The sequence below is a fragment of the Arthrobacter sp. FW306-1B-F12A genome (genome assembly GCF_058781865.1).
The window spans coordinates 33,016-52,821 of record NZ_JBYSXD010000033.1 but is presented as its reverse complement, the minus strand read 5'-3'; the positions used below and the strand labels follow the sequence as shown (position 1 = coordinate 52,821).

21 protein-coding genes are annotated in these 19,806 nt (G+C 63.4%); 6 read left to right on the top strand and 15 right to left on the bottom strand.

Going from position 1 to position 19,806, the window contains the following annotated elements; genetic code table 11:
- Positions 1-126 precede the first annotated feature (126 nt).
- Complete coding sequence (locus AC3WJU_RS15560; RefSeq protein WP_492260302.1) at positions 127-1,221, bottom strand: pyridoxal-phosphate-dependent aminotransferase family protein; 1,095 nt, start codon at positions 1,219-1,221, stop codon at positions 127-129.
- Between the two features lie 343 nt (positions 1,222-1,564).
- Between AC3WJU_RS15560 and uraD the strand changes: the two genes are divergently transcribed.
- Together uraD and uraH are read left to right on the top strand one after the other, a co-directional pair.
- Positions 1,565-2,095, top strand: coding sequence for a 2-oxo-4-hydroxy-4-carboxy-5-ureidoimidazoline decarboxylase (uraD, locus tag AC3WJU_RS15555; protein WP_284991923.1), 531 nt, complete (start codon positions 1,565-1,567; stop codon positions 2,093-2,095).
- On the top strand, positions 2,092-2,433 hold the full coding sequence (gene uraH, locus AC3WJU_RS15550; RefSeq protein WP_265979873.1) for a hydroxyisourate hydrolase: 342 nt from the start codon (positions 2,092-2,094) through the stop codon (positions 2,431-2,433). Before uraD ends, uraH begins: the two co-directional genes overlap by 4 nt.
- A gap of 53 nt (positions 2,434-2,486) precedes the next feature.
- Here uraH and AC3WJU_RS15545 read toward each other — a convergent pair whose 3' ends face one another.
- The 6 genes from AC3WJU_RS15545 to AC3WJU_RS15520 are packed head-to-tail and all read right to left on the bottom strand — an operon-like array spanning position 2,487 to position 9,224.
- Positions 2,487-3,269, bottom strand: coding sequence for a 3-oxoacyl-ACP reductase (locus AC3WJU_RS15545; RefSeq protein WP_171983479.1), 783 nt, complete (start codon positions 3,267-3,269; stop codon positions 2,487-2,489).
- Positions 3,270-3,312: 43 nt separating this feature from the next.
- Positions 3,313-4,677, bottom strand: a complete 1,365-nt coding sequence (locus AC3WJU_RS15540; protein WP_492260301.1) for an aldehyde dehydrogenase family protein — start codon at positions 4,675-4,677, stop codon at positions 3,313-3,315.
- Positions 4,674-5,474: a gamma-glutamyl-gamma-aminobutyrate hydrolase family protein gene (locus tag AC3WJU_RS15535; protein WP_492260300.1), complete on the bottom strand. Its 801-nt coding sequence runs from the start codon at positions 5,472-5,474 to the stop codon at positions 4,674-4,676. Before AC3WJU_RS15535 ends, AC3WJU_RS15540 begins: the two co-directional genes overlap by 4 nt.
- A gap of 3 nt (positions 5,475-5,477) precedes the next feature.
- On the bottom strand, positions 5,478-6,890 hold the full coding sequence (locus AC3WJU_RS15530) for a glutamine synthetase family protein (RefSeq protein ID WP_492260299.1): 1,413 nt from the start codon (positions 6,888-6,890) through the stop codon (positions 5,478-5,480).
- Positions 6,887-7,621: a FadR/GntR family transcriptional regulator gene (locus AC3WJU_RS15525; RefSeq protein ID WP_284752949.1), complete on the bottom strand. Its 735-nt coding sequence runs from the start codon at positions 7,619-7,621 to the stop codon at positions 6,887-6,889. Before AC3WJU_RS15525 ends, AC3WJU_RS15530 begins: the two co-directional genes overlap by 4 nt.
- 58 nt (positions 7,622-7,679) lie before the next feature.
- Positions 7,680-9,224 carry an amino acid permease gene (locus AC3WJU_RS15520; RefSeq protein WP_306962019.1) on the bottom strand — a complete coding sequence of 515 codons (1,545 nt, stop codon included), beginning with the start codon at positions 9,222-9,224 and terminating at the stop codon, positions 7,680-7,682.
- A 136-nt stretch (positions 9,225-9,360) separates the two neighbouring features.
- On the opposite strand from AC3WJU_RS15520, the gene AC3WJU_RS15515 reads away from it, so the two are divergent.
- From AC3WJU_RS15515 to purM, 3 genes are all read left to right on the top strand, one after another.
- Positions 9,361-9,744 (top strand): hypothetical protein, encoded by a 384-nt coding sequence (locus tag AC3WJU_RS15515; protein WP_492260298.1) that lies wholly within the window; start codon positions 9,361-9,363, stop codon positions 9,742-9,744.
- 62 nt (positions 9,745-9,806) lie between these two features.
- Entirely contained in the window at positions 9,807-11,426 is a 1,620-nt protein-coding gene (gene purF / locus AC3WJU_RS15510) for an amidophosphoribosyltransferase (RefSeq protein WP_284991916.1), read from the top strand.
- Positions 11,423-12,583, top strand: a complete 1,161-nt coding sequence (purM, locus tag AC3WJU_RS15505; protein WP_492260297.1) for a phosphoribosylformylglycinamidine cyclo-ligase — start codon at positions 11,423-11,425, stop codon at positions 12,581-12,583. Before purF ends, purM begins: the two co-directional genes overlap by 4 nt.
- A gap of 70 nt (positions 12,584-12,653) precedes the next feature.
- Here purM and AC3WJU_RS15500 read toward each other — a convergent pair whose 3' ends face one another.
- The 7 genes from AC3WJU_RS15500 to AC3WJU_RS15470 are packed head-to-tail and all read right to left on the bottom strand — an operon-like array spanning position 12,654 to position 18,555.
- Positions 12,654-13,439 (bottom strand): VOC family protein, encoded by a 786-nt coding sequence (locus AC3WJU_RS15500; protein ID WP_492260296.1) that lies wholly within the window; start codon positions 13,437-13,439, stop codon positions 12,654-12,656.
- A 29-nt stretch (positions 13,440-13,468) separates the two neighbouring features.
- Positions 13,469-14,449: a TIGR03086 family metal-binding protein gene (locus AC3WJU_RS15495; protein WP_492260295.1), complete on the bottom strand. Its 981-nt coding sequence runs from the start codon at positions 14,447-14,449 to the stop codon at positions 13,469-13,471.
- Complete coding sequence (locus AC3WJU_RS15490; protein ID WP_253257528.1) at positions 14,446-14,796, bottom strand: ArsR/SmtB family transcription factor; 351 nt, start codon at positions 14,794-14,796, stop codon at positions 14,446-14,448. Before AC3WJU_RS15490 ends, AC3WJU_RS15495 begins: the two co-directional genes overlap by 4 nt.
- 43 nt (positions 14,797-14,839) lie before the next feature.
- Entirely contained in the window at positions 14,840-15,640 is an 801-nt protein-coding gene (locus tag AC3WJU_RS15485; protein ID WP_492260294.1) for an amino acid ABC transporter ATP-binding protein, read from the bottom strand.
- A complete protein-coding gene (locus AC3WJU_RS15480; protein ID WP_284991910.1) occupies positions 15,637-16,593 on the bottom strand; it encodes an amino acid ABC transporter permease in 957 nt (318 codons plus the stop codon). The genes AC3WJU_RS15485 and AC3WJU_RS15480 overlap by 4 nt, the downstream gene beginning before the upstream one ends.
- Complete coding sequence (locus AC3WJU_RS15475; RefSeq protein ID WP_492260293.1) at positions 16,590-17,534, bottom strand: ABC transporter substrate-binding protein; 945 nt, start codon at positions 17,532-17,534, stop codon at positions 16,590-16,592. Before AC3WJU_RS15475 ends, AC3WJU_RS15480 begins: the two co-directional genes overlap by 4 nt.
- Positions 17,521-18,555, bottom strand: a complete 1,035-nt coding sequence (locus AC3WJU_RS15470) for a succinylglutamate desuccinylase/aspartoacylase family protein (RefSeq protein WP_441433525.1) — start codon at positions 18,553-18,555, stop codon at positions 17,521-17,523. Before AC3WJU_RS15470 ends, AC3WJU_RS15475 begins: the two co-directional genes overlap by 14 nt.
- 112 nt (positions 18,556-18,667) lie before the next feature.
- On the opposite strand from AC3WJU_RS15470, the gene AC3WJU_RS15465 reads away from it, so the two are divergent.
- Complete coding sequence (locus AC3WJU_RS15465; protein WP_059389925.1) at positions 18,668-19,294, top strand: GntR family transcriptional regulator; 627 nt, start codon at positions 18,668-18,670, stop codon at positions 19,292-19,294.
- A gap of 156 nt (positions 19,295-19,450) precedes the next feature.
- Here AC3WJU_RS15465 and AC3WJU_RS15460 read toward each other — a convergent pair whose 3' ends face one another.
- Positions 19,451-19,684: a DUF3073 domain-containing protein gene (locus AC3WJU_RS15460; protein WP_028265518.1), complete on the bottom strand. Its 234-nt coding sequence runs from the start codon at positions 19,682-19,684 to the stop codon at positions 19,451-19,453.
- Positions 19,685-19,806: the final 122 nt, after the last annotated feature.

The window sequence follows — 19,806 nt, the reverse complement described above, 5'->3', positions numbered from 1 at the left end:
GTCCTCCTGCAGATCATGATCTGCAGGAGGACTCTCTATTTTCGGCCAGGAGTGAGCGGGCATTTCGGAATTGGCCTTCATATGTGAGCGGGCGTCACGGCATGAGCGTCGATATGTGAGCGAGGGTCATGCCTTCGCGATCGCTTCTTCCAGCGCGCCAAGCACGAGCTTCACCGACGCCCTGTTGGCATTCGGCCCCATCATGCCGATCCGCCAAACGGTCGACGTAAACGCACCCGCACCGGAGCCGATTTCCATACTGAAGTTCTCCAAAAGGTAGGCGCGGACGGCGGCCGAGTCCACGCCGTCGGGCACTTTGACCGTGGTGAGGCTCGGCAATCGCGAGCCCTCCGCGGCAAACAGCTCGAGCCCCATCGCTTCGAGGCCGTCGCGCAACTCGGCCCCGGCGGCACGGTGCCGCGCTTGAACAGCCGCGAGCCCCTCGGCCAAGATGCGGTCAAGTCCCGCCTCTAGCCCCGCGATCATGGTCACCGGCGCCGTGTGGTGATAGGTCCGGCTTCCACTCGCCGCGCCAACATACCCACCCAGAAGGCCGATATCCAGGTACCACGAACGAGGCTCCCTGACGCGTCGCTCGAAAGCGCGCTCGGACACTGTGAACGGGGACAAGCCAGGGGGCGCTCCCAAACACTTCTGCGTCCCGGCATACCCGACGTCGATCCCCCAGTCGTCAGCCAGGAGTTCCAGTCCGCCGATGGACGTCACCGCGTCCACGATCAGCAAGGCGTCGCCCTTGCCGGCGCCAAGGGGCGCGACGTCGGACAGGACACCCGTGGAGGTTTCGGCATGGACAGCGGCAATCACCTTGGGATGGGGGTGCGCGGCGAGGACCCGCTCCGCATCCACCGGTTGGCCCCATTCATGGTCGACGCGGACCACCGTGGCGCCGCACCGCCGGGCGACCTCACACATGCGCTCCCCGAAAAGCCCGTTGACGGCAATTACTGCCACGTCGCCGTCGGACACTGTATTAACAAAGGCAGCCTCCATGCCGCCGGAACCAGTGGCACTCAATGGCAGGGTGCGGGCATTCCGGGTCCCCCACACCGTCCGAAGCCCCGCGCATGTCCGGTCCAGTCGCTCGATGAACACGGGATCCAGGTGCCCGATCACCGGATACCCCAATGCGGCCGTCACTTCCGGATAGCAATTGCTGGGACCCGGCCCGAACAGATACCGGGAAGTCAGGACCTCTGGCATGACGGAACTCCTTTGGCTCGTTGCTGACATTGTCCACCAGGCGACGAAGGTGAGCGAGCGTTTCGGTAGAACCCACCGAAGGTGAGCGAGCGTTTCGGGAAACGGCGGCATAAGTGAGCGAGCGTCGCAGAGAGGCCAAAGCGGGAAGGAGGGAGGACCGGGGTGCGGTATTCTCTTGACACCACGGCTGTCATTGGATTCACTATTACGTATGCTGAAATAACAGTTCCATGATGTGGAAGGCCTGGAGTGCGGAGGCGCGCAGGTCCATCCGGCAGGAATCGCCGGAGTTCCGCATAGCCAACACCATGGATGCCAGCACTCGCACGAGGAATGAACAAGCATGCAGCTTGAAGTATTCAACAGCGTGGACCGTGCGGACGCCATCGACGTCCTCCGCCCATGCCTCGACATCCAGCGTTGGGTGGAGCACGTCGCAGATGCGCGTCCGTTCAGCGGCTTGGACTCCTTGCTCGATTTCGCCCGGGAAACCGCCGAGCCGTTCACGTCGGACGAAGTGGCGGCCGCGATGGCCCATCACCCGCGGATCGGCGAACGACCCAAGGCGCAGACCACCGAAGCCGCGATGTCCCGCTCCGAACAGGCGGGCGTCGACCCCGGCGATGACGGAGTCGTCACCGCTTTGGCCGAAGGCAACCGAGAGTACGAGGCCAAGTTCGGCCGCGTCTTCCTCATCCGGGCAGCAGGACGGACAGCCAACGACATCCTGGCCTCCCTCCACGAGCGCCTGACCCATACCGCGGAAGAAGAAGACCTGATCGTGGCCGGACAATTGCGCGAAATCGCCCTGCTGCGTCTTGCCGGCGTGATCAGCGAAGACAGCGGGAGCAGCGAAGGAGAGCCCAGCAAATGAGTGTTTCCCAGATCACCACCCACATCCTGGACACCGGTTCCGGGCGCCCGGCGGCCGGCGTCGCCGTCGTTCTCTCCGTGCGCGACGGCGACAACTGGCGCCACGTAGCTAGCGGCACCACGGACGCGGACGGCCGGATCAAGGACCTTGGCCCTGAGAGGGTCGACGGCGGCAGTTACCGCTTGAACTTCGCGACCGGTCCGTATTACAAGGCACAAGGCGTTGACACCTTTTTCCCGGAGGTGGACTTGAGCTTCACGGTGTCCGACGCCGGTGAGCACTACCACGTGCCGCTCCTGCTCAGCCCCTTCGCGTTCTCCACGTACCGGGGCAGCTAACCCATCGGTTCCCCACCCACAGCTGGAGTGGGGAACCGACCTGGAAGCTTCCGCTAGTCGATCGGCGTGACGTAGGCTCCGGAGATTCCGCCGTCAACCATGAAGGTCGAAGCGGTAATGAACGAGGCGTCGTCGCTCGCCAGGAAGGCGACCGCAGCGGCCAGTTCCTCGGGCTCGGCGAAGCGGCCCAAGGGCACGTGGACCAAGCGCCGCGCGGCCCGCTCCGGATCGGAGGCGAAGAGTTCCTTCAGCAGCGGAGTGTTGACCGGTCCCGGGCACAGCGCGTTGATTCGCACCCCCTTGCGCGCGAATTCGACGCCGAGCTCACGGGTCATGGCCAGCACGCCGCCTTTGGACGCGCTGTAGGAGATCTGCGAGGTCGCCGCACCCATCACGGCCACGAAGGACGCGGTGTTGATGATCGAGCCCTTGCCCTGCTCCAACATGTAAGGCAGCGCGTATTTGCAGCAGTAGTAGACGCTCGTCAGGTTGACCTCCTGGACCCGGCGCCAGGCGTCGATTCCGGTGTCGAGGATGGATGCATCGTCCGGCGGCGAAATGCCCGCGTTGTTGAACGCGATATCGACGCTGCCGTAGTGGCTCTTGGCAGCGGCGAAGAGGTCGATGACTTCCTGCTCGTCTGTGACGTTGACCTTCACGAAGATGCCATCGACGGCGGCCGCGGCTGCTTCTCCGGCTGCCGGATCGATATCGGCGATGACCACGTTGGCACCCTCCGAGGCAAAACGCTTTGCGGTGGCCAGGCCGATCCCGCTGCCGCCGCCCGTGATGACGGCAGTGCGGTCCTTGAGTCGGTGTGAAATGAATTCGGTCATGGTGATCTCTCCTTGAATGATGGGGCTTCCAAAGTTGGTGGGTTCAGTGCGCGATGAAGACGTTCTTTACATCGCTGAAGGAATCGAGGGCATCGGGACCCAGTTCGCGGCCCAGGCCCGATTGCTTGAAGCCGCCGAACGGCGTCGAATACCGGACTGAAGAGTGGGAGTTCACCGAGAGGTTTCCGGCTTCCACCCCGCGGGCCACGCGCAAGGCCCGGCCAATGTCTTGGGTCCAGATCGATCCGGAGAGGCCGTATTCGGTGTCATTGGCAATCCGGACGGCGTCCGCCTCGTCGTTGAAGGGAACGACGACGACGACCGGTCCGAAGATCTCCTCCCGCACTGCCGGGTCGTCGAAGGAGTCGGGAGCCAGGACCGTGGGCGGGAACCAGAATCCCGGCCCCTCGGGCACGTCGCCTTGGAAGGCTATGGGCGCTCCCGAGGGCACAAAGCCTGCAACGGTTTCCCTTTGCCGGGCGGAAATCAAGGGCCCCATGACGGTACTTTCATCCGCCGGGTCGCCGACTTTGACAGCCCGAACGGCGGGCTCGAGAAGCTCCAAGAAGCTGTCGTAGGCCGATTTTTCCACCAGGATCCGGGACCTGGCACAGCAGTCCTGGCCGGCGTTGTCGAACGCGCCGCCTGGTGCTGCGGCAGCAGCGGCCTCAAGGTCGGCGTCGGCGAACACGATGTTCGCGCTCTTGCCCCCCAACTCGAGCGTCACGCGCTTCACCTGGTCGGCACAACCGGCCATGATCTGCTTGCCGACCCCGGTTGACCCGGTAAAGACGACCTTTCGCACCGCGGGGTGGGTCACGAAGCGCGCCCCCACAACGGATCCCTTCCCGGGGATGATCGTCAGCACGCCATCGGGCAGGCCGGCCTCGCGCGCCAGCTCACCCAGCCTCATCGCGGTTAGCGGCGTAAGTTCCGCGGGCTTGAGTACCACCGTGTTGCCCGCCGCGAGCGCCGGAGCGAAGCCCCACGCCGCGATCGGCATCGGAAAGTTCCACGGCACAATAATGCCGACAACGCCCAATGGCTCGTGGAACGTCACATCGAGGCCTCCGGCAACGGGGATCTGCCGCCCGAAGTGCCGCTCGGGAGCCGCCGAGTAGTAGCTGATGACGTCGCGCGCATTGCCCGCTTCCCAGCGGGCGTTGCCGATCGTATGCCCCGCGTTGCGGACTTCCAGTTGTGCGAGGTTCTCCAGATCGGCGTCGACGGCGGCCGCGAACCGGCGCAGGAGCAGTGCCCGGTCCGACGGCGACACGTTCCGCCAGGTCTCGAAGGCAGCGGCCGCGCGGGCAATCAGCGCGTCCGTTTCGGCGAGGGATGCCAGCTCAACGGTTTGAAGGAACTCTTCTGTGGCCGGATTGATGATGTCAAAAGTTGTGGCACTCACGCCCAGCTCTTTTCTGTCGCTGTGAATTCCGTCGATGGGTTGAGGCGCTCAGCGTAGAGTTCCCCGTCCCGGTACCTTCTGGCAGCCTCAATGAATCCTTCGAAGAGCCGCACGTCGGAACGATTTTGTTCAGGATGAAACTGAACGCCCAACGCCCAACTTCCTTGGGTCGATTCGACGGCCTCGACCGTCCCGTCCGCCGCACGCGCGGTGACGCAAAGGCCTTCGGCAACCCGGTCAAGAATCTGGTGGTGATAGACCGGCGCCGATGCCTTTTCACCTAGTAGTTGCGCGCTGATGCTGCCCGGCCGAGTAACGAACTCAACCTCCCCGTAGACTCCGGGAGCAGGTTGGTAGTTCGCCTCGGGCAGCACGTCCGGCACGTGCTGGATGAGGTTTCCGCCCAGGGCCACGTTGAGGATTTGCGCGCCGCGGCAGATCGCGAAGAGCGGAATGCCCTTCTCCAAGGCCGCCAGCGTCAACGAGATATCGTGCTCGTCCCGCTCGGGCTGGCTGCGTGTGCTCGGGTGGGGCTCGGCGTCGTAATTTCCGGGGTCGACGTCGGCGCCTCCCACCACAATGAGGCCATCCACGAGGTCAAGGACGGAAGTGTCGGTGCCGATGGGCGGCAGCAGGAGAGGGGTGCCGCCTGCCGCCACCACGGCTTCCAAATACGTTGCCGGCAGTACCGCTGCCCGCGCGTCCCAAATCCCCCATTTCGCGTTTTGAAGATAAGTGGTCAACGCGATGCGAGGAGGCCGGCTTGAACCTGGAGCCTGCGTCTGATTCTGAGTCATCGCCTACAGCCTTTCGAAGCCGCGGCGGAGCTCCCAGTCCGTGATGGCGGACTCAAAAGCTGCCAGTTCGACGTCGGCGTAGTTCACGTAGTGCCGCACCACTTCCTCGCCGAAGACTTCCTTGGCGATCACGGAGTTGGCGAACAGATCCCGCGCTTCCCGCATCGTCGTCGGCACGGTGGGAGCACCCGAGGTGTAGGCGTTGCCAAGGGTTGCGGGCTCGAGTTCGAGCTCGTTTTCGATTCCGTAGAGCCCGCCGGCAAGCATGGCCGACAGTGCCAAGTACGGGTTCACGTCGCCACCGGGCAGCCGGTTCTCCAGGCGCGCGCTTTGACCATGGCCCACGAGGCGCACCGAGCAGGTGCGGTTGTCGAGGCCCCAGGCCACCGCCGTCGGAGCGAACGAGCCTTTGACGAACCGCTTGTAGGAGTTGATGTTGGGAGCGTAGAACAGCGTGAATTCCCGCATCGTGGCCAGCACCCCGGCAATGAAGTGGTCGTAGGTCTTGGTGCGGGCGCCGGTGGCCTTGTCCCAGAAGACCAGTTCATCGTCGAGTCCACGAAGGGACAGGTGGATGTGGCAGGAATTGCCCTCGCGCTCGTTGGGCTTGGCCATGAAGGTAATGGATTGGCCCATGTCATGGGCGATGTCCTTGGCCGCGGTCTTGTAGACGGAATGGTTGTCCGCCGTGGTGACTACCTCGTCGTACTTGAAAGCGATCTCGTGTTGGCCGAAGTTGCATTCACCTTTGGCTGATTCCACGGTCATGCCCGCTGCGTACATCTCGTTCCGGATCCGGCGAAGCAGTGGTTCCACGCGACCCGATCCCAGGAGCGAGTAGTCCACGTTGTATTGGTTGGCAGGAGTGAGGTGCTTGTAGTCCAGGTCCCATGCTTGCTCGTAGGAGTCGTTGTAGACCACAAACTCAAGCTCGGTTCCGGCAAGTGCCTTCCAACCGCGTTCGGCAGCCTTGGCCGTCTGGCGCTTGAGCATGGCGCGGGGCGAAACAGAGACCGGAGTGCCGTCGGTCATGGACAGATCGCACTGGATCAGCGCACTCCCCTCGCGGTAGGGAAGGACACGGATGGTGTCCAAATCCATGTCGAAGAGCATGTCACCATAGCCCTTTTCCCACGAGGAAATGTCATAGCCATCCACGGTGTTCATTTCGGTGTCAACGGCGAGGAGGTAGTTGCAGCCTTCCGTGCCGTGCTCCAGGACGGAATCCAGGAAGAATTGCGCGTGAAGGAGCTTGCCCTGAAGCCTGCCCTGCATGTCGGTGAAGCCGAGAATCACGGTGTCTATGGCGCCCTCGGCAATCCGCGCCTTGAGTTGCTCAACGGTGAGCATGCGGTCATTGCGAGGGTGAACGGTAGTTTTCACGGTGTTCGAAATGTCGTTCATAGTGCTGCTCATTTCAGTAGTCCCTTGAGTAGTGCGGCAGTGGACTCGCAGTGCAATTCCATGACGCTTCGGGCCGCTGCAGGCTCGCCGTCGAGGATGGCCTGCACTATCAATCGATGCTCTTGGTTTGAATGTTCGATGTTCCGCTGCAGAAAGGGGATCTCCGCGAGGAACTCGTGGATCTTTGTCTGGATGGTAGTGCTGGCTTTATTGAGTTCGGACGACCCCGCAACAGCGGAGAAAGCCAGGTGGAGGCGGGCGTCGGCTTGCCTGTATTCCACCGGGGAACCCGCGTTTTCAACCTCGGCCAAGGAATCAATCAGGAGCTGACGCTGATCCTCGCTGAGCCGCATCGAGGCCGCCCGCTGGCAAGCCCCGGGTTCAATCACGGAACGGAAGATGAGGATGTCGCTGATTTCCCCCTGCCTGTCCTTGTTGTCGAGGCGCTCCGGCGGCCGGGCGTTGCCGACCGGTTCCACGATGGTTCCGCCGCCCCGCCCCCGGACGGTCGTGACGAAGCCCGCGGCTCGCAACGCGCTGATCGCTTCCCGCAGCGTGGCCCGGGAGACCTGCATGCGCTCGGCCAAGTCGCGCTCGGGCGGAAGGCGCTCACCGGTTTTGAAGATCCCCAACTGGATTGCCGATCCCAAGTGCTCAACGCATGACTCGAAAGCCATGTGTCCGCGCACGGGAAGCAAGACCGTCTCCAGGAGGGGGGATTCAATCGGTTCGGCGAACAACATGGTGGCCTTCCTTGGTGGGAGGCCGCCGGCGAGAACCGCCGGCGGCCCGCGTGTGTTGCTAGTTGAGCAGCTTATCCGCGTCGATCGTCAGGTGCTCCTGCTCGGCACTCGTCATGAACGTCCGGCGCCCCGTGGTGTACCAAAGCACGGTGGCAAGGAGGAAGACGACCACGACGGCGATGGGCGCGTAGTTGAACGTGTCGATGGTGATGTCTGCGACGGGCGGAAGAACGAAGAGGATCACGATGATGGCGACCCACACAATCGCTACCCAGTTGATGATGGGACTCCATTTCCCCAGGTGCCACGGGCCCGGTACGAAGTTCTTGTTGAGCCTGCGGAGCAACACGGGGGTGATGTACGCGATGTAGAGGCCAATGACGGCCACGCTCGTCACGGCAAAATACGCGGTGGTGTTGAACAGGGCTGGTGAGGCGAGCACGATCGCGCAGCCAACGCAGAGCCAGATGGAATTTGTGGGGGTGCCGCTCCGGGCGTTGACTTTGGCCCAGATGCGGGAGCCTGGCAGTGCATTGTCGCGGGAGAAAGCGTAGGTCATGCGTGAGTTGGCGGTCACTGAGGCCATGCCACAGAAGAATTGTGCGCCCACCACGATGGCCAGCAGGAATTTCGCTACGCCGGGGTTGCCCAATGCATCCAGGAAAATCTGCGCCGGGGGCAAGCCTGTTGCCGTAGCGCCAAGAGTGGTCAGGCCTTCCTCTGAGCCGTCCGGGATCGCCGCGACGAGTGAGTAGAGCAGTATCCAGCCACCAATGATGGAGATGACGACGCTCATGACAATCCCCTTGGGAGCCGCAATGGCTGCGTTCTTGGTCTCCTCGGCAACGTGGGCCGAAGCATCGTAGCCGGTGTAGGTGTACTGCGACATGAGCAGGCCCATGAGGAAGACGTACGGCCCGAAAGTGAAGCCGGTTTCGTTGTGCCACGCGGTCATCGTCCAGTCAAAGGACTGGTGGCTCGTGGGCATGAGCCACAGCGCCGCCACAATGATCGCGACACCCACGATGTGCCACCAGGCCGAGACATTGGACAGGAAACTGACAATCTTGACGCCGAAGCTGTTGAGCAGGGCGTGGATAACCATGAGGACGACGAACAGCGCGAACGTACCGCCCGGGGTGGGCTCAACGCCGAAAGTCAGCGCCGCGAAAGCCATCATTGTCGTGGCGCAGCCGAAGTCGATTGCGGCCGTGACGGCCACTTCACCGAGGAAATTGAACCACCCGACATACCAGGCCCAGGCCCGCTTGTTGCGTTTGGCGAGCCTGCCGGCCCAGAAATACAAGCCACCGGCGGTCGGGTACCGCGAACAAACCTCGGCCATGGAGAGCGCCACGCACAGGACTAGAACGCCAACCAGCGGCCAACCCAGGTTGATGGCAGCCGGACCGCCGGACTTGAGCGCAATGCTGAAGGAGGTAATGCAGCCAGCCAAAATCGAAATGATGGAAAACGAGACTGCGAAGTTGGAGAAGCCGGACATGCCGCGATGTAGCTCTTGCTTGTAGCCAAGCTCGGCGAGGGCCGCAGCATCTGCGTCTTGCACAGCCTGCACCTTCGCTGCCGTAGAACGATCACTCATGATTATTCTCTTTCTAAACGGAAGGGGGGAACGGGCCGACACCGCTCGCATCGATAGTGACCCACTTCACATCACTCTGTCAATGGTCTGACTTCAGACCACAAACCAACCTCCGCGAAACGGTAAGCTGGAAGGCATGGTTTCTGAGGGCTCGAACGCCGACGGCACGTCACAAAACAGCACGTCACACAACAGCGCGGCGCACAACGCCGCGGCAGACAACGGCACTCCGGAACGCCGCGGGATCACGGTCCGCCGTGCGCCGAAGTTCGTTCCCTTCATGGGACTCGGCGGGGTGCTCGGCATCATTGTTGCCGCGTTCGTTGCCTACGGGATCCCCGGCGACCAAAGTTTCGACACGGGGGCGGTCTTCGGTTTTTTCCTTGTGTCCTTCGCCGCGGGCGGCGTGCTGCTGGGCGCCGTCGCGGCCCTCGTCCTCGACAAAGTCAGCGTGCGGCGTTCCCAGCGTGCCGTCGTCGAGTCCGTGCCCAGCCCCACAGAGGACGACGCCGGGGCATAGGATCCGGGTCACAATGTCGCGTGAGGGAAAGTACCACGCCAACATCATGCGACAATTGACCAGTGGCACGTGGCGACGGAAAACTTTCTCATGATCTTCTCCCCGACGAAAAAGGACCTCAGGACGCTTGTGGCGTCTTCGGGGTCTGGGCGCCGGGCGAAGAAGTAGCAAAACTCACCTATTACGGGCTGTATGCGTTGCAGCACCGCGGACAAGAATCGGCTGGTATTGCTACCAGTGACGGCAAGCGCATCAATGTCTACAAGGACATGGGCCTCGTGTCCCAGGTCTTCGACGAGACAACCCTGAACACCCTCACCGGGCACCTTGCCGTCGGCCACTGCCGCTACTCCACCACCGGAGCAAGCCACTGGGCCAACGCACAGCCCACCCTGGGCGCAACCGCCACCGGCACCGTTGCCCTCGCGCACAACGGCAACCTGACCAACACGGCTGAGCTCCGGGAAATGATCCTCGAACTCAACGGCGGTCAGTTGACCGGCGAAATGAAGCAGGGCAACACCTCGGACACCGCCCTGGTCACTGCCCTCCTCGAAGGCGAAGAGGGCAAGACCCTCGAACAGACCGCGCTTGAGCTGCTTCCCAAGATCCGGGGCGGCTTCTGCTTCGTGTTCATGGACGAAGGCACCCTCTACGCGGCCCGCGATACCTTCGGCATCCGCCCCTTGTGCCTTGGCCGCCTCGAGCGCGGCTGGGTCGTCGCGTCGGAACAGTCCGCCCTGGCAACCGTCGGGGCCAGCTTCATCCGCGAGATCGAACCCGGCGAGTTCATCGCCATTGACGAAAACGGCGTCCGTTCCCAGCGTTTCGCGGAAGCGACGCCGGCCGGTTGCGTTTTCGAGTACGTCTACCTTGCGCGTCCCGACGCTTCGATTGCCGGGCGCTCCGTGTACGAGTCCCGCGTGGAGATGGGCCGCCAGCTGGCCCGCGAAAACACCCAGGTAGCGGACATCGTCATCCCGGTCCCCGAATCCGGAACCCCGGCAGCGGTCGGTTACGCCGAAGAATCCGGCATCCCGTTCGCCCACGGCTTCGTCAAGAACTCCTACGTGGGGCGCACGTTCATCCAGCCTTCGCAGACCCTGCGCCAGCTCGGCATCCGGCTCAAGCTCAACGCCCTCGAATCCGTGATCCGCGGCAAGCGCGTGGTGGTAGTGGATGACTCGATCGTCCGCGGCAACACCCAGCGCGCCATCGTCAGGATGCTCCGCGAGGCCGGAGCCGCAGCCGTCCACGTCAAGATCTCCTCCCCGCCCGTCCAGTGGCCCTGCTTCTACGGCATCGACTTCGCGTCCCGCGCTGAACTGATCGCCAACGGCGCCACCATCGAGGAAATCTCCCAGGCCATCGGAGCGGATTCGCTGGCTTACATTTCCGAAGACGGCATGATCGGCGCCACCCAGCAACCGCGCGAACGCCTCTGTACCGCCTGCTTCACCGGCCAGTACCCCATCGCACTTCCGGGTTCGGACAAACTGGGCAAGAACCTCCTGGAGCGCACCGACCTCGGCGGGCTGCCGACGTCGGGCATCTCCGCCGAAGCCGTAACCGCGGACTCGGACGACCCGGCCAACAAGCCCGGCGCCACGGGCTGCGATCCCGGACCCGACGCCGAGTTTGAGAACCTGCTGACCGACGCCGATAAGAAAGAGTCTGTATGACCTCCGCATCCTCCGCCGCTGAGAACACAACCGGCATCACCTACGCGTCCGCCGGCGTCGACGTCGAAGCGGGTGACCGCGCCGTCGAACTCATGAAGGACGCCGTCAAGGCGACCCACAACAGCTCCGTGCTCGGCGGCGTCGGCGGTTTCGCCGGCCTGTACGATGTCTCCAAGCTGCTCACGTACAAGCGGCCCCTGCTGGCCACGTCGACGGACGGCGTCGGCACCAAGGTGGCCATCGCCCAGGCCATGGACATCCACGACACCATCGGCTTCGACCTGGTGGGCATGGTGGTGGACGACATCGTCGTAGTCGGCGCAGAGCCGCTCTTCATGACCGACTACATCGCGTGCGGCAAGGTTGTCCCCGAGCGCATCGCGGACATCGTCCGCGGCATCGCCGCCGCTTGTTCCGTGGCGGGCACTGCCCTGGTGGGTGGCGAAACCGCTGAGCACCCGGGCCTGCTGGGTGAGCACGAGTACGACGTCGCCGGTGCAGCTACCGGTGTTGTCGAAGCCGACGCCCTGCTTGGCCCGGACCGCGTCCGCGCCGGCGACGTCGTGATCGGCATGGCTTCCTCGGGCTTGCACTCCAACGGCTACTCCCTGGTCCGTCGCGTTATCAACCACGCCGGCTGGGCCCTTGACCGCCAGGTCTCCGAACTCGGCCGCACGCTGGGCGAAGAACTGCTGGAGCCCACCCGCGTCTACGCCGCCGATTGCCTGGACCTCGCCCGCGCGTTCCCGGTCAGCGGCCTGGGTACTGCGCCCGGCGCCGTGCACGGCTTCAGCCACGTCACCGGCGGCGGCCTCGCAGCCAACCTGGCCCGCGTCCTGCCGCAGGGCCTCGTGGCCACGGTTGACCGCGCCACCTGGGAACTGCCGGCCATCTTCAAGCTGGTGTCCGAGCTCGGCAATGTTCCGCTGGCCGACCTCGAGCGCACGCTCAACCTCGGTGTCGGCATGGTGGCCATCGTGTCCCCCGAAATCGCCGACGCCGCCGTGGCCCGCCTCAACGAACGCGGCCTGCCGTCGTGGATCATGGGTACGGTGGCCGCGGACTCCGACTCGATCATCAAGAGCGGCCCGGACTACGTCCAGGGCGCCAAGGGCGTCGACGGCGGCGCCGTGCGCCTCGTGAACGCCTACGCCTAAGCGTTCTTCACGCAAAAAGTGCCCACCCCATTGCCGATCAGGCAGTTGGGTGGGCACTTTTGTTTGAGGCCTAGTTGCTTTCGGCGGCCATGACGCTGAAGGCTGCTCCGGCTGGATCACCGAGGACTGCCATGCGGCCGACGCCAGGGACGTCGAAGGCAGGCGCGAAGACCTGGGCGCCGAGCTCGACGGCCTTCGCCACGGACTCGTTCACGTCCGCAACATTGAAGTAGGTCATCCAGAACGGCGGCATTCCCTCGACGGGCTGCTTCATGGCGCCGGCCACGGACTTCCCGTCCACCACGAACTGGGTGTATTCCTGCAGGTCACCGGCCGCGGCCGTCTCGCTGGAGCACCCCGTGACGGACTCGTAGAATGCCACGGCCTTGGGGACGTCGTTCGTCTGCAGCTCGCTCCAGACCACCGTGCCCGGCTCATTGACCAGCCCGGCGCCGTGGTGGGTTCCGGCCTCCCAGAAGCCAATCTGTGCACCCGTGGGATCGGCTGCGAAGAACATCCGCCCGCTTCCGTTGGGGACGCTGTCCGGCGGGAAGAGAACGTTGCCGCCTGCCGCCGTTACGCGCTCAGCGGCGTCATCTACCGAATCGACGGCGAGGTAGTTGGCCCAGAAGGACGGTGCGCCGGCCGCGGCCATGTCCGGCATCTGCTGCATCATGCCCGCCACGTAGCGGTCCTGCAGCTTGGCCATGTAGTAGGTCATGCCGTTGCCGGCATCCATCGCGTCCAATTCCCAGCCGAACAGATCACTGTAAAAGGCCTTGGAGGCCTCAATGTCCGACGACGACAGGTCCACCCAACACGGGGTTCCCTGCTTGTAGCTATCAACCTGCGGCATTGCTATCCCTTCGTTGAGTAGCCTCGAGCTTAGGCGTGAACAGTCCGGCCGGTGAAAGCGACCAGGCGCTCCAGGCTGGATGCCGTCTCGGCGACTTCCTGGGCCTGGGCGAAGCTGCCGCTTGCGCGGACCTGCTCGCTGATGGTGTTCTGCGCGAGGACCTCGACGTAGTCGGTGAGCTCATCCGCCACCGACACCTCGAAGCCCAGGGCCTTGGAGAAGTCCCAAGCGTGGACCAGGAACTCGAGGTTGAGGATGGAGGCGACCATCGTGGCCGGCAGTTCGGCGAAGCCCATGTCAATGGTGCCTTCGAGTCCGCGGCGATAGAAGGCTTCCAGCGTCGGCTGGGCGAGGTCGGCGATGCGCACCTCGGGCGACTTCCCGGCGTCGTCGGCTACTTCGGCGCCCAGGGCCTTGGCGATGTTGGCAATTGAGCCGGCGAGGTGGTCAAGCAACTGCGACACGTTGAAGTCGGCGCACGGAGTCTGGGTCTGCGCGTCGGCTTCGGTGACGTGCGCCAGCACGCGCTGCACGATGGCGAGCGTGGCGTCCGCGGAGGTGAGCTCATTGAGATCGGCAGGGGCAGCTGCCCATTCGTCGGCACCGGCGTCGCCCGTGGACGCCTCGGCGAGGAGACGGTCGAGGTAGTGGTTCCAGCCCTCGGCGTGGCCTGCCAGGGCTTCCGGAGTCGGAAGGCCTTCGTGCACCAAGCGCACGGAGGTGCCGCCATCGGCCGGCTCAAGGGTGATGGCTACCGTGGAGACGTTGTCCGCCGGCGCTTCGGGCTGCTCCCAGCCCCAAGTGAAGACGACGCGCTTGCCCGGCTCGATTTCCGTGAACGTTCCCGCCGCGTGGTGACCCGGGGTGATGGTCCAGCGGTACTCGCCGCCAACCTTGAGGTCGACGCGGGCGGCAACGGTCTGCCAGCGGCGGAGGCGTGCGGGCTGCGTGATGAGTTCGAACGCCTGGTCGACGTTGAGGGGAAGAAGAACGGTCTTGTCGTAAATCATGATGATTCCTCTGTTGTTTGAAGGCGGTCGGTGGTGAAGTTTTGTGCGTCAGCGAGGAGCATGTCCAGCTCAGCGGTCCAGAACTGCTCAAAAAGCATCCGGAGTTCTCTCATGCCGTCGTTATCCAAGCGGTAGTAGCGGTTGCGGCCCTCTTTGCGGGCCGCAACGAGGCCTACCTGCTCCAGCAACAACAAGTGCTGCGAGACAGCGGATCTGCTCACCGTGAATTCGCCAGCCAGCTCCGTCACGGTGCGCTCGCCCGCCGCAAGCAGGTGCAACAGGCGCCGCCTGTTCGGCTCCGCGGCAACTTCCAGTCGGTCGAGCATGATTAATACGTTAGCCGTCACTAACGCATTCTGTCAACCACTTCCGAGAGCGCACTATCAACAACTACAGGACCGCAGACAAGAACGCCCTGGTCCGCTCATGCTGCGGGTTGCCAATGACGGCTTTGGCGGGACCTTCCTCAATGATCCGGCCGCCATGCATGAACACCACTCGATCCGCCACGTCGCGGGCAAAGCCCATCTCGTGCGTCACAACAATCATGGTCATTCCCGTCCGGGCCAGGTCCTTCATCACCCTGAGGACCTCGCCCACCAACTCCGGATCCAGCGCCGACGTCGGCTCGTCAAACAGCATCAGCTTCGGCTGCATGCACAGGGCCCGGGCGATCGCCACCCGCTGCTGCTGCCCGCCCGAGAGGTGCCGCGGATAGGCCCCCGCCTTCTCCGACAGGCCCACCTTCTCCAGCAAATCCAACGCCCGACGGCGGACATCCGCCTTGCGGTGCTTGAGCACCCTGATCGGGGCTTCCATCAGGTTCTCCAGCACGGTCATGTGCGGGAAGAGGTTGAAGTGCTGGAAGACCATCCCGATATCCGTGCGGTCGGCGCAGATTTCGTTGTGGGACTGTTCATGGAGCTTGTCCCCCTTGATCCGGTAGCCCACGGCCCTGTCCCCCACCCACAGCAGGCCACCGTCGATCTTCTCCAGGTGGTTCACGCACCGCAGGAAGGTGCTTTTCCCGGAGCCGGAGGCGCCGATCAGGCAGACCACTTCGCCGCTCTGGACGTGGAGATCGATTCCCTTGAGGACCTCATTGTCGCCGAAACTCTTGCGCACGCCTTCCGCGCGTACCAGCGGAAGCGCCTCCGGCGCCTTACGGCTTTCCTTCGTCTCGATAGTCATGACTGGCCTTCCTTTCCTGAGCCTTGTTTTCCTGAGCCTTGTGCGGAATGTACCCTGAAGAATTTCCGCAACCGCTCGGCGGCGGTCGGCGGGACGGAACGGGACGTTCCCCGGGCGAAGTGCCGTTCCAGGTAGCCTTGGCCCACCGTGAACACCGTGGTGACGATGATGTACCAGATACTGGCGACCAGGAGCAGCGGGACAACCTGCAGGTTCTTCGAGTAGATGATCTGGGCGGAGTACAGGAGCTCGGGGACCGCCAGGACACTGACCAGCGAGGTCATCTTGAGCATGCCGATGAACTCATTGCCCGTAGGCGGGATGATGACGCGCATGGCCTGCGGCAGGATCACCCTGATGAGGGTCTGGATGCGGGACATGCCGAGGGCACCCGCAGCTTCGCCTTGACCTTGATCGATGGACTGGATTCCTGCCCGGACGATCTCCGACATGTAGGCAGCCTCGTTGAGGCCCAGGCCAAGGATCGCCGCGGCGAGGGGTGTGATGATCTGGTTGGCGTCGAGGCTGACGCCGGGGATACCAAAGGTGATCTCCGGATACAGCGCCGACAAGTTGAACCAGAACAACAGCTGGACCAGGACGGGGGTGCCTCGGAAGATCGTCACATAGGCGCTTGCCGAGGCCTTGACCACGGGGTTTGCCGAAAGCTGCATGACCGCAAGCACTACGCCAAGCCCCACCCCGACAGCCATGCAGACAACCGTCAGGAACAGGGTGATGCCGATCCCGTTGACTATGGCAACGTCACGGAAATACAGGGCCACCTTGTCCCAGCCGAAACGGGGATTGCTCACCGCGGAAACAAGCAACAGGATCACGACGGCGCCTACCGCAGTGCCAGCCACCCATCGCCAGGGGTGCCTGGCCGAGACCACGGTGAACTGTCCGCGGTCCGTTGTTCCCATCTTCGGGACGGTGATCACGGTGCTCATTTCGCACCACTCGCGTCCACGGCATCAGCGCTGATGGTCACCGAGTCCGGGATTCCGTACTTCGCATTGATCGCCTTGTACGTGTCGCCAGCGATCAGCGCCCTGACCGCCGCGACCATCGCCTTGGTCAGGGGCGAGCCTTTGGGCATGGCGATACCTACCGGCGTCGGTTCGAAGTCCTGGTTGCCGGCGAGCTCGAAGGCACCGCCGGAAAGCTTGCTTGCGTAACCCATGCCAACAAGGCCTGAGAGGACGCTGTCCACGCGGCCGGAGATGAGTGCCAGGTTGGCTTCGTTCTGGGAGGGAAACAACTGGATGTCGATCGGCGCTTTGCCGGCGACGACGCACTGCTTCGAAAACGCCGGAAGGGTCTCGATCCCTTGCGTGGTCCCCTTTTCGCCACCCACCTTCGTGCCGCACAGCTTCATCGCGTCGAGGGCCAGCTTCTTGGGGTTGCCGGCCTTGACGGCAAGGCCGGAGCCGCTGCTTTGGTAGGAGGCGAAATCGGCATTCATCTTACGCTCGGCCGTGACATTGAAACCCGAGATGCCGACGTCGTACTTGTTGGAGCTCACGCCCGGGAGGATGGTGTCGAAGGTCGCGGGAACCATCTTGACTTCGAGCCCCAGCGTCTCGCCGACTGCTTTCGCAAAGTCCGCGTCCCAGCCGACAACCGTCTTGCTGTCAGCCGCGTAGAACTCATAAGGCGCGAAGGTGGGGTCGGTGCCGACCACCAATGTCCCCTTGGCCTTGACGTCCGGGGGCAAGAGATTCGCGGCGGACTTGTTGAAGGGCGCCGCCGGAATCGCAGCGTCCTTGCCGGGAATCGAACTGGCGGCGGCTTCCTTGCCGGCGTCGAGTGACGCAGTGGTGCAGCCGCTGAGCCCGACGGCGGCGGCCAGCAGCAGAGCGGATGTGGAGATGTATCTAGGACGGTTCATGATTGCCTTTCGCATAGCTTGTTCCATGGTCAACGGCGATGTTGACCACGGTGGTGCCGATATTGACGAGGGCGGGATGCCGAATGATTGCGACCACCCCGTCCATCGGTGAAAAGAAGTCTTTTGGAGGACGCTCGAGTTCTTCCACTGAGTGAACGCGGGCCACGAGCTCTCCGGCCGCGACTTTCTGGCCAAGTCCGACCACCGGCTCGAGGATGCCTGCCATGGTGGAATGGACCGCGGACTGGGCCGTGAGTTCGACCCACTGGATCGGCTCTCCGATCCCTGAGAGGCCGGCGTCCTTGAGCACGCCCCAGTGCCCAAGCAGCGAACGAAGTCCCGTCCGGGCCCTTGCGAGGATCGGCAGGGATACGGTTCCCCTCCCACCGAGTTCGGTCGAGATCATCGGCACGCCGGCCCGATCGGCCGCGCCGCTGATGGAGCCCGCCTTCAGCATGGGCTTCACCACGACGGAATAAGGGGCATTGAATGCGGCGACCGCCGCCACCTTCGCAGCCCATAGCTCCGGCGTCGGTCCTTGGTAGACGAACGCGGACGGCACATACTCCGAGGCGATCCCCCCGGAATGGATGTCCATCACAAAGTCGGCCATGGGGATGAGTTCCTGGGCCACGATCGAGGCGATCTGCAGTGCCGGTCCGCCGTCGGCGCGGCCCGGGAGGGCACGGTTCAGATTGACCCGGTCCACGCTGGAAACACGTCTTCCTTCGCGGACAGCAGGGATGTTGAGGGCGGGCAGGATGATCAATCTCCCGGTCACCTCATCAGGGTTCAAGGTGCGGATGAGTTCCTGGAGAAGGATCTGTCCTTCATATTCGTCGCCATGCGTACCGGCGATCAGGAGGACCGTGGGGCCGTCCCCACCACTCAGGACCGCGATCGGCGAAGGGATGACAGCGGCGTCATTCTCATTGTCCGAATGTTCGATCTCCAGGTAACCCAGCTGCTTGCCGACGGCGGCAAAATCGATGCCGGGTATGCGTGGAATGCGCAGGCTCATAGGGCAACTTTCTTCAGGGTTGGTAGAATTGGATTCACTGTATACAGTGAATCCTGTGATGTAAAGCACGTAGGATTGAACGAGTTTTGATACGAAAAAGGGGATGAGGCGAATGGCCACGCAAGCTGCCAAGGGGATGAGGCCGCTGAGCGAGCACGTCTACGACAGGATCAGCAATGAGATCGTCAACGGAGTGGTCGAGCCTGGCGCTCCCCTGGTCCAGGAACAGCTGGCCGAAGAATACGGCGTGTCCCGGACGCCGGTCCGCGACGCCCTGAACCGCTTGGTCCACGAAGGACTCGCCACTTTGGTCCCGGGCTCGGGGTATTTCGCGACGACGCTGACCCGATCAGCCGTCGAGGAAGTCTACGAAGTACGCAAGGCCCTCGAGATCATGGCCATCAGGCAGTGTGGGGCAAAATACACCAACCTTCAGCTTGCGAGGCTGGAGCTGCTTATCGCCGAGGGTGCGGCAAGCGCCGACCCGGAGGAACTGTTCACCGCCACGCGGGCGTTCCATTTGGGCTTGGCGGCGCCTGCGCCCAACGGATTCTTGCTGAAAACCCTCGAATCCGTCTGGGACAACCCTGTTCAACGGCTCATCAGCCGCTCGTACCCCTTGGACGACGCCAAGCTTGAGCGCGTGGCGGACGCCCACCGGAAGATCCTGGCCGCAGCGCGCGCCAACGACCTCGAAACACTGATCCCCCTGCTGGATCTGTGCCACGAGAAGGACTGACCGGCCAAAGGGCACGAAAAAGGCCCGTAGCGCACGCCAATCATGGCGCGCCCTACGGGCTCTATCGTTTTGGGAGGCATCCGGGGATGCCAAACGACCTCGTGTACGACGGCGGTACGCAACTCGATGCCGAAAGGCACCTGATTGTTGCTACAGCTATCCGATACGGCGGGTGTCTACCTCGTCGTCATCGTCTTCCAAGTCCTGTGCGTACTTGTCCTCGTAAGCCGAGTAGTCCGGCTCCGGCGGATCATCCGCGAATCGGCTCGTCGCACGACTTGATGGCCCAGTCAGCTCGCGCTGAAGGGCCGAATAGTCAGTGTTCGGGGAGTAGTACTTGATGTCCCGAGCCTGCTTGGTAGCTTTTGCCTTTTGACGGCCGCGCCCCATGGCGTGACCCCCTTTTGTACTTGGACCGGAGGTGGTCACCTTGGCGATCGGTGAGGCCCCGGAATGTTTGGTCAATTTGTCGTATGTCTAGATTACATGCTTTCTGGAGCAACTGCTTGCCA

Coding starts and splice junctions, on each gene's coding strand:
- uraH (WP_265979873.1), top strand. CDS start 2,092: ATGAGTGTTTCCCAGATCACCACCCACATCCTGGACACCGGTTCCGGG.
- AC3WJU_RS15560 (WP_492260302.1), bottom strand. CDS start 1,221: ATGCCAGAGGTCCTGACTTCCCGGTATCTGTTCGGGCCGGGTCCCAGC.
- AC3WJU_RS15480 (WP_284991910.1), bottom strand. CDS start 16,593: ATGAGCACCGTGATCACCGTCCCGAAGATGGGAACAACGGACCGCGGA.
- AC3WJU_RS15495 (WP_492260295.1), bottom strand. CDS start 14,449: ATGATTTACGACAAGACCGTTCTTCTTCCCCTCAACGTCGACCAGGCG.
- AC3WJU_RS15460 (WP_028265518.1), bottom strand. CDS start 19,684: ATGGGGCGCGGCCGTCAAAAGGCAAAAGCTACCAAGCAGGCTCGGGAC.
- AC3WJU_RS15470 (WP_441433525.1), bottom strand. CDS start 18,555: ATGAGCCTGCGCATTCCACGCATACCCGGCATCGATTTTGCCGCCGTC.
- AC3WJU_RS15465 (WP_059389925.1), top strand. CDS start 18,668: ATGGCCACGCAAGCTGCCAAGGGGATGAGGCCGCTGAGCGAGCACGTC.
- AC3WJU_RS15535 (WP_492260300.1), bottom strand. CDS start 5,474: ATGACTCAGAATCAGACGCAGGCTCCAGGTTCAAGCCGGCCTCCTCGC.
- AC3WJU_RS15515 (WP_492260298.1), top strand. CDS start 9,361: ATGGTTTCTGAGGGCTCGAACGCCGACGGCACGTCACAAAACAGCACG.
- AC3WJU_RS15530 (WP_492260299.1), bottom strand. CDS start 6,890: ATGAGCAGCACTATGAACGACATTTCGAACACCGTGAAAACTACCGTT.
- AC3WJU_RS15525 (WP_284752949.1), bottom strand. CDS start 7,621: ATGTTGTTCGCCGAACCGATTGAATCCCCCCTCCTGGAGACGGTCTTG.
- AC3WJU_RS15485 (WP_492260294.1), bottom strand. CDS start 15,640: ATGACTATCGAGACGAAGGAAAGCCGTAAGGCGCCGGAGGCGCTTCCG.
- AC3WJU_RS15520 (WP_306962019.1), bottom strand. CDS start 9,224: ATGAGTGATCGTTCTACGGCAGCGAAGGTGCAGGCTGTGCAAGACGCA.
- purM (WP_492260297.1), top strand. CDS start 11,423: ATGACCTCCGCATCCTCCGCCGCTGAGAACACAACCGGCATCACCTAC.
- AC3WJU_RS15545 (WP_171983479.1), bottom strand. CDS start 3,269: ATGACCGAATTCATTTCACACCGACTCAAGGACCGCACTGCCGTCATC.
- uraD (WP_284991923.1), top strand. CDS start 1,565: ATGCAGCTTGAAGTATTCAACAGCGTGGACCGTGCGGACGCCATCGAC.
- AC3WJU_RS15500 (WP_492260296.1), bottom strand. CDS start 13,439: ATGCCGCAGGTTGATAGCTACAAGCAGGGAACCCCGTGTTGGGTGGAC.
- AC3WJU_RS15475 (WP_492260293.1), bottom strand. CDS start 17,534: ATGAACCGTCCTAGATACATCTCCACATCCGCTCTGCTGCTGGCCGCC.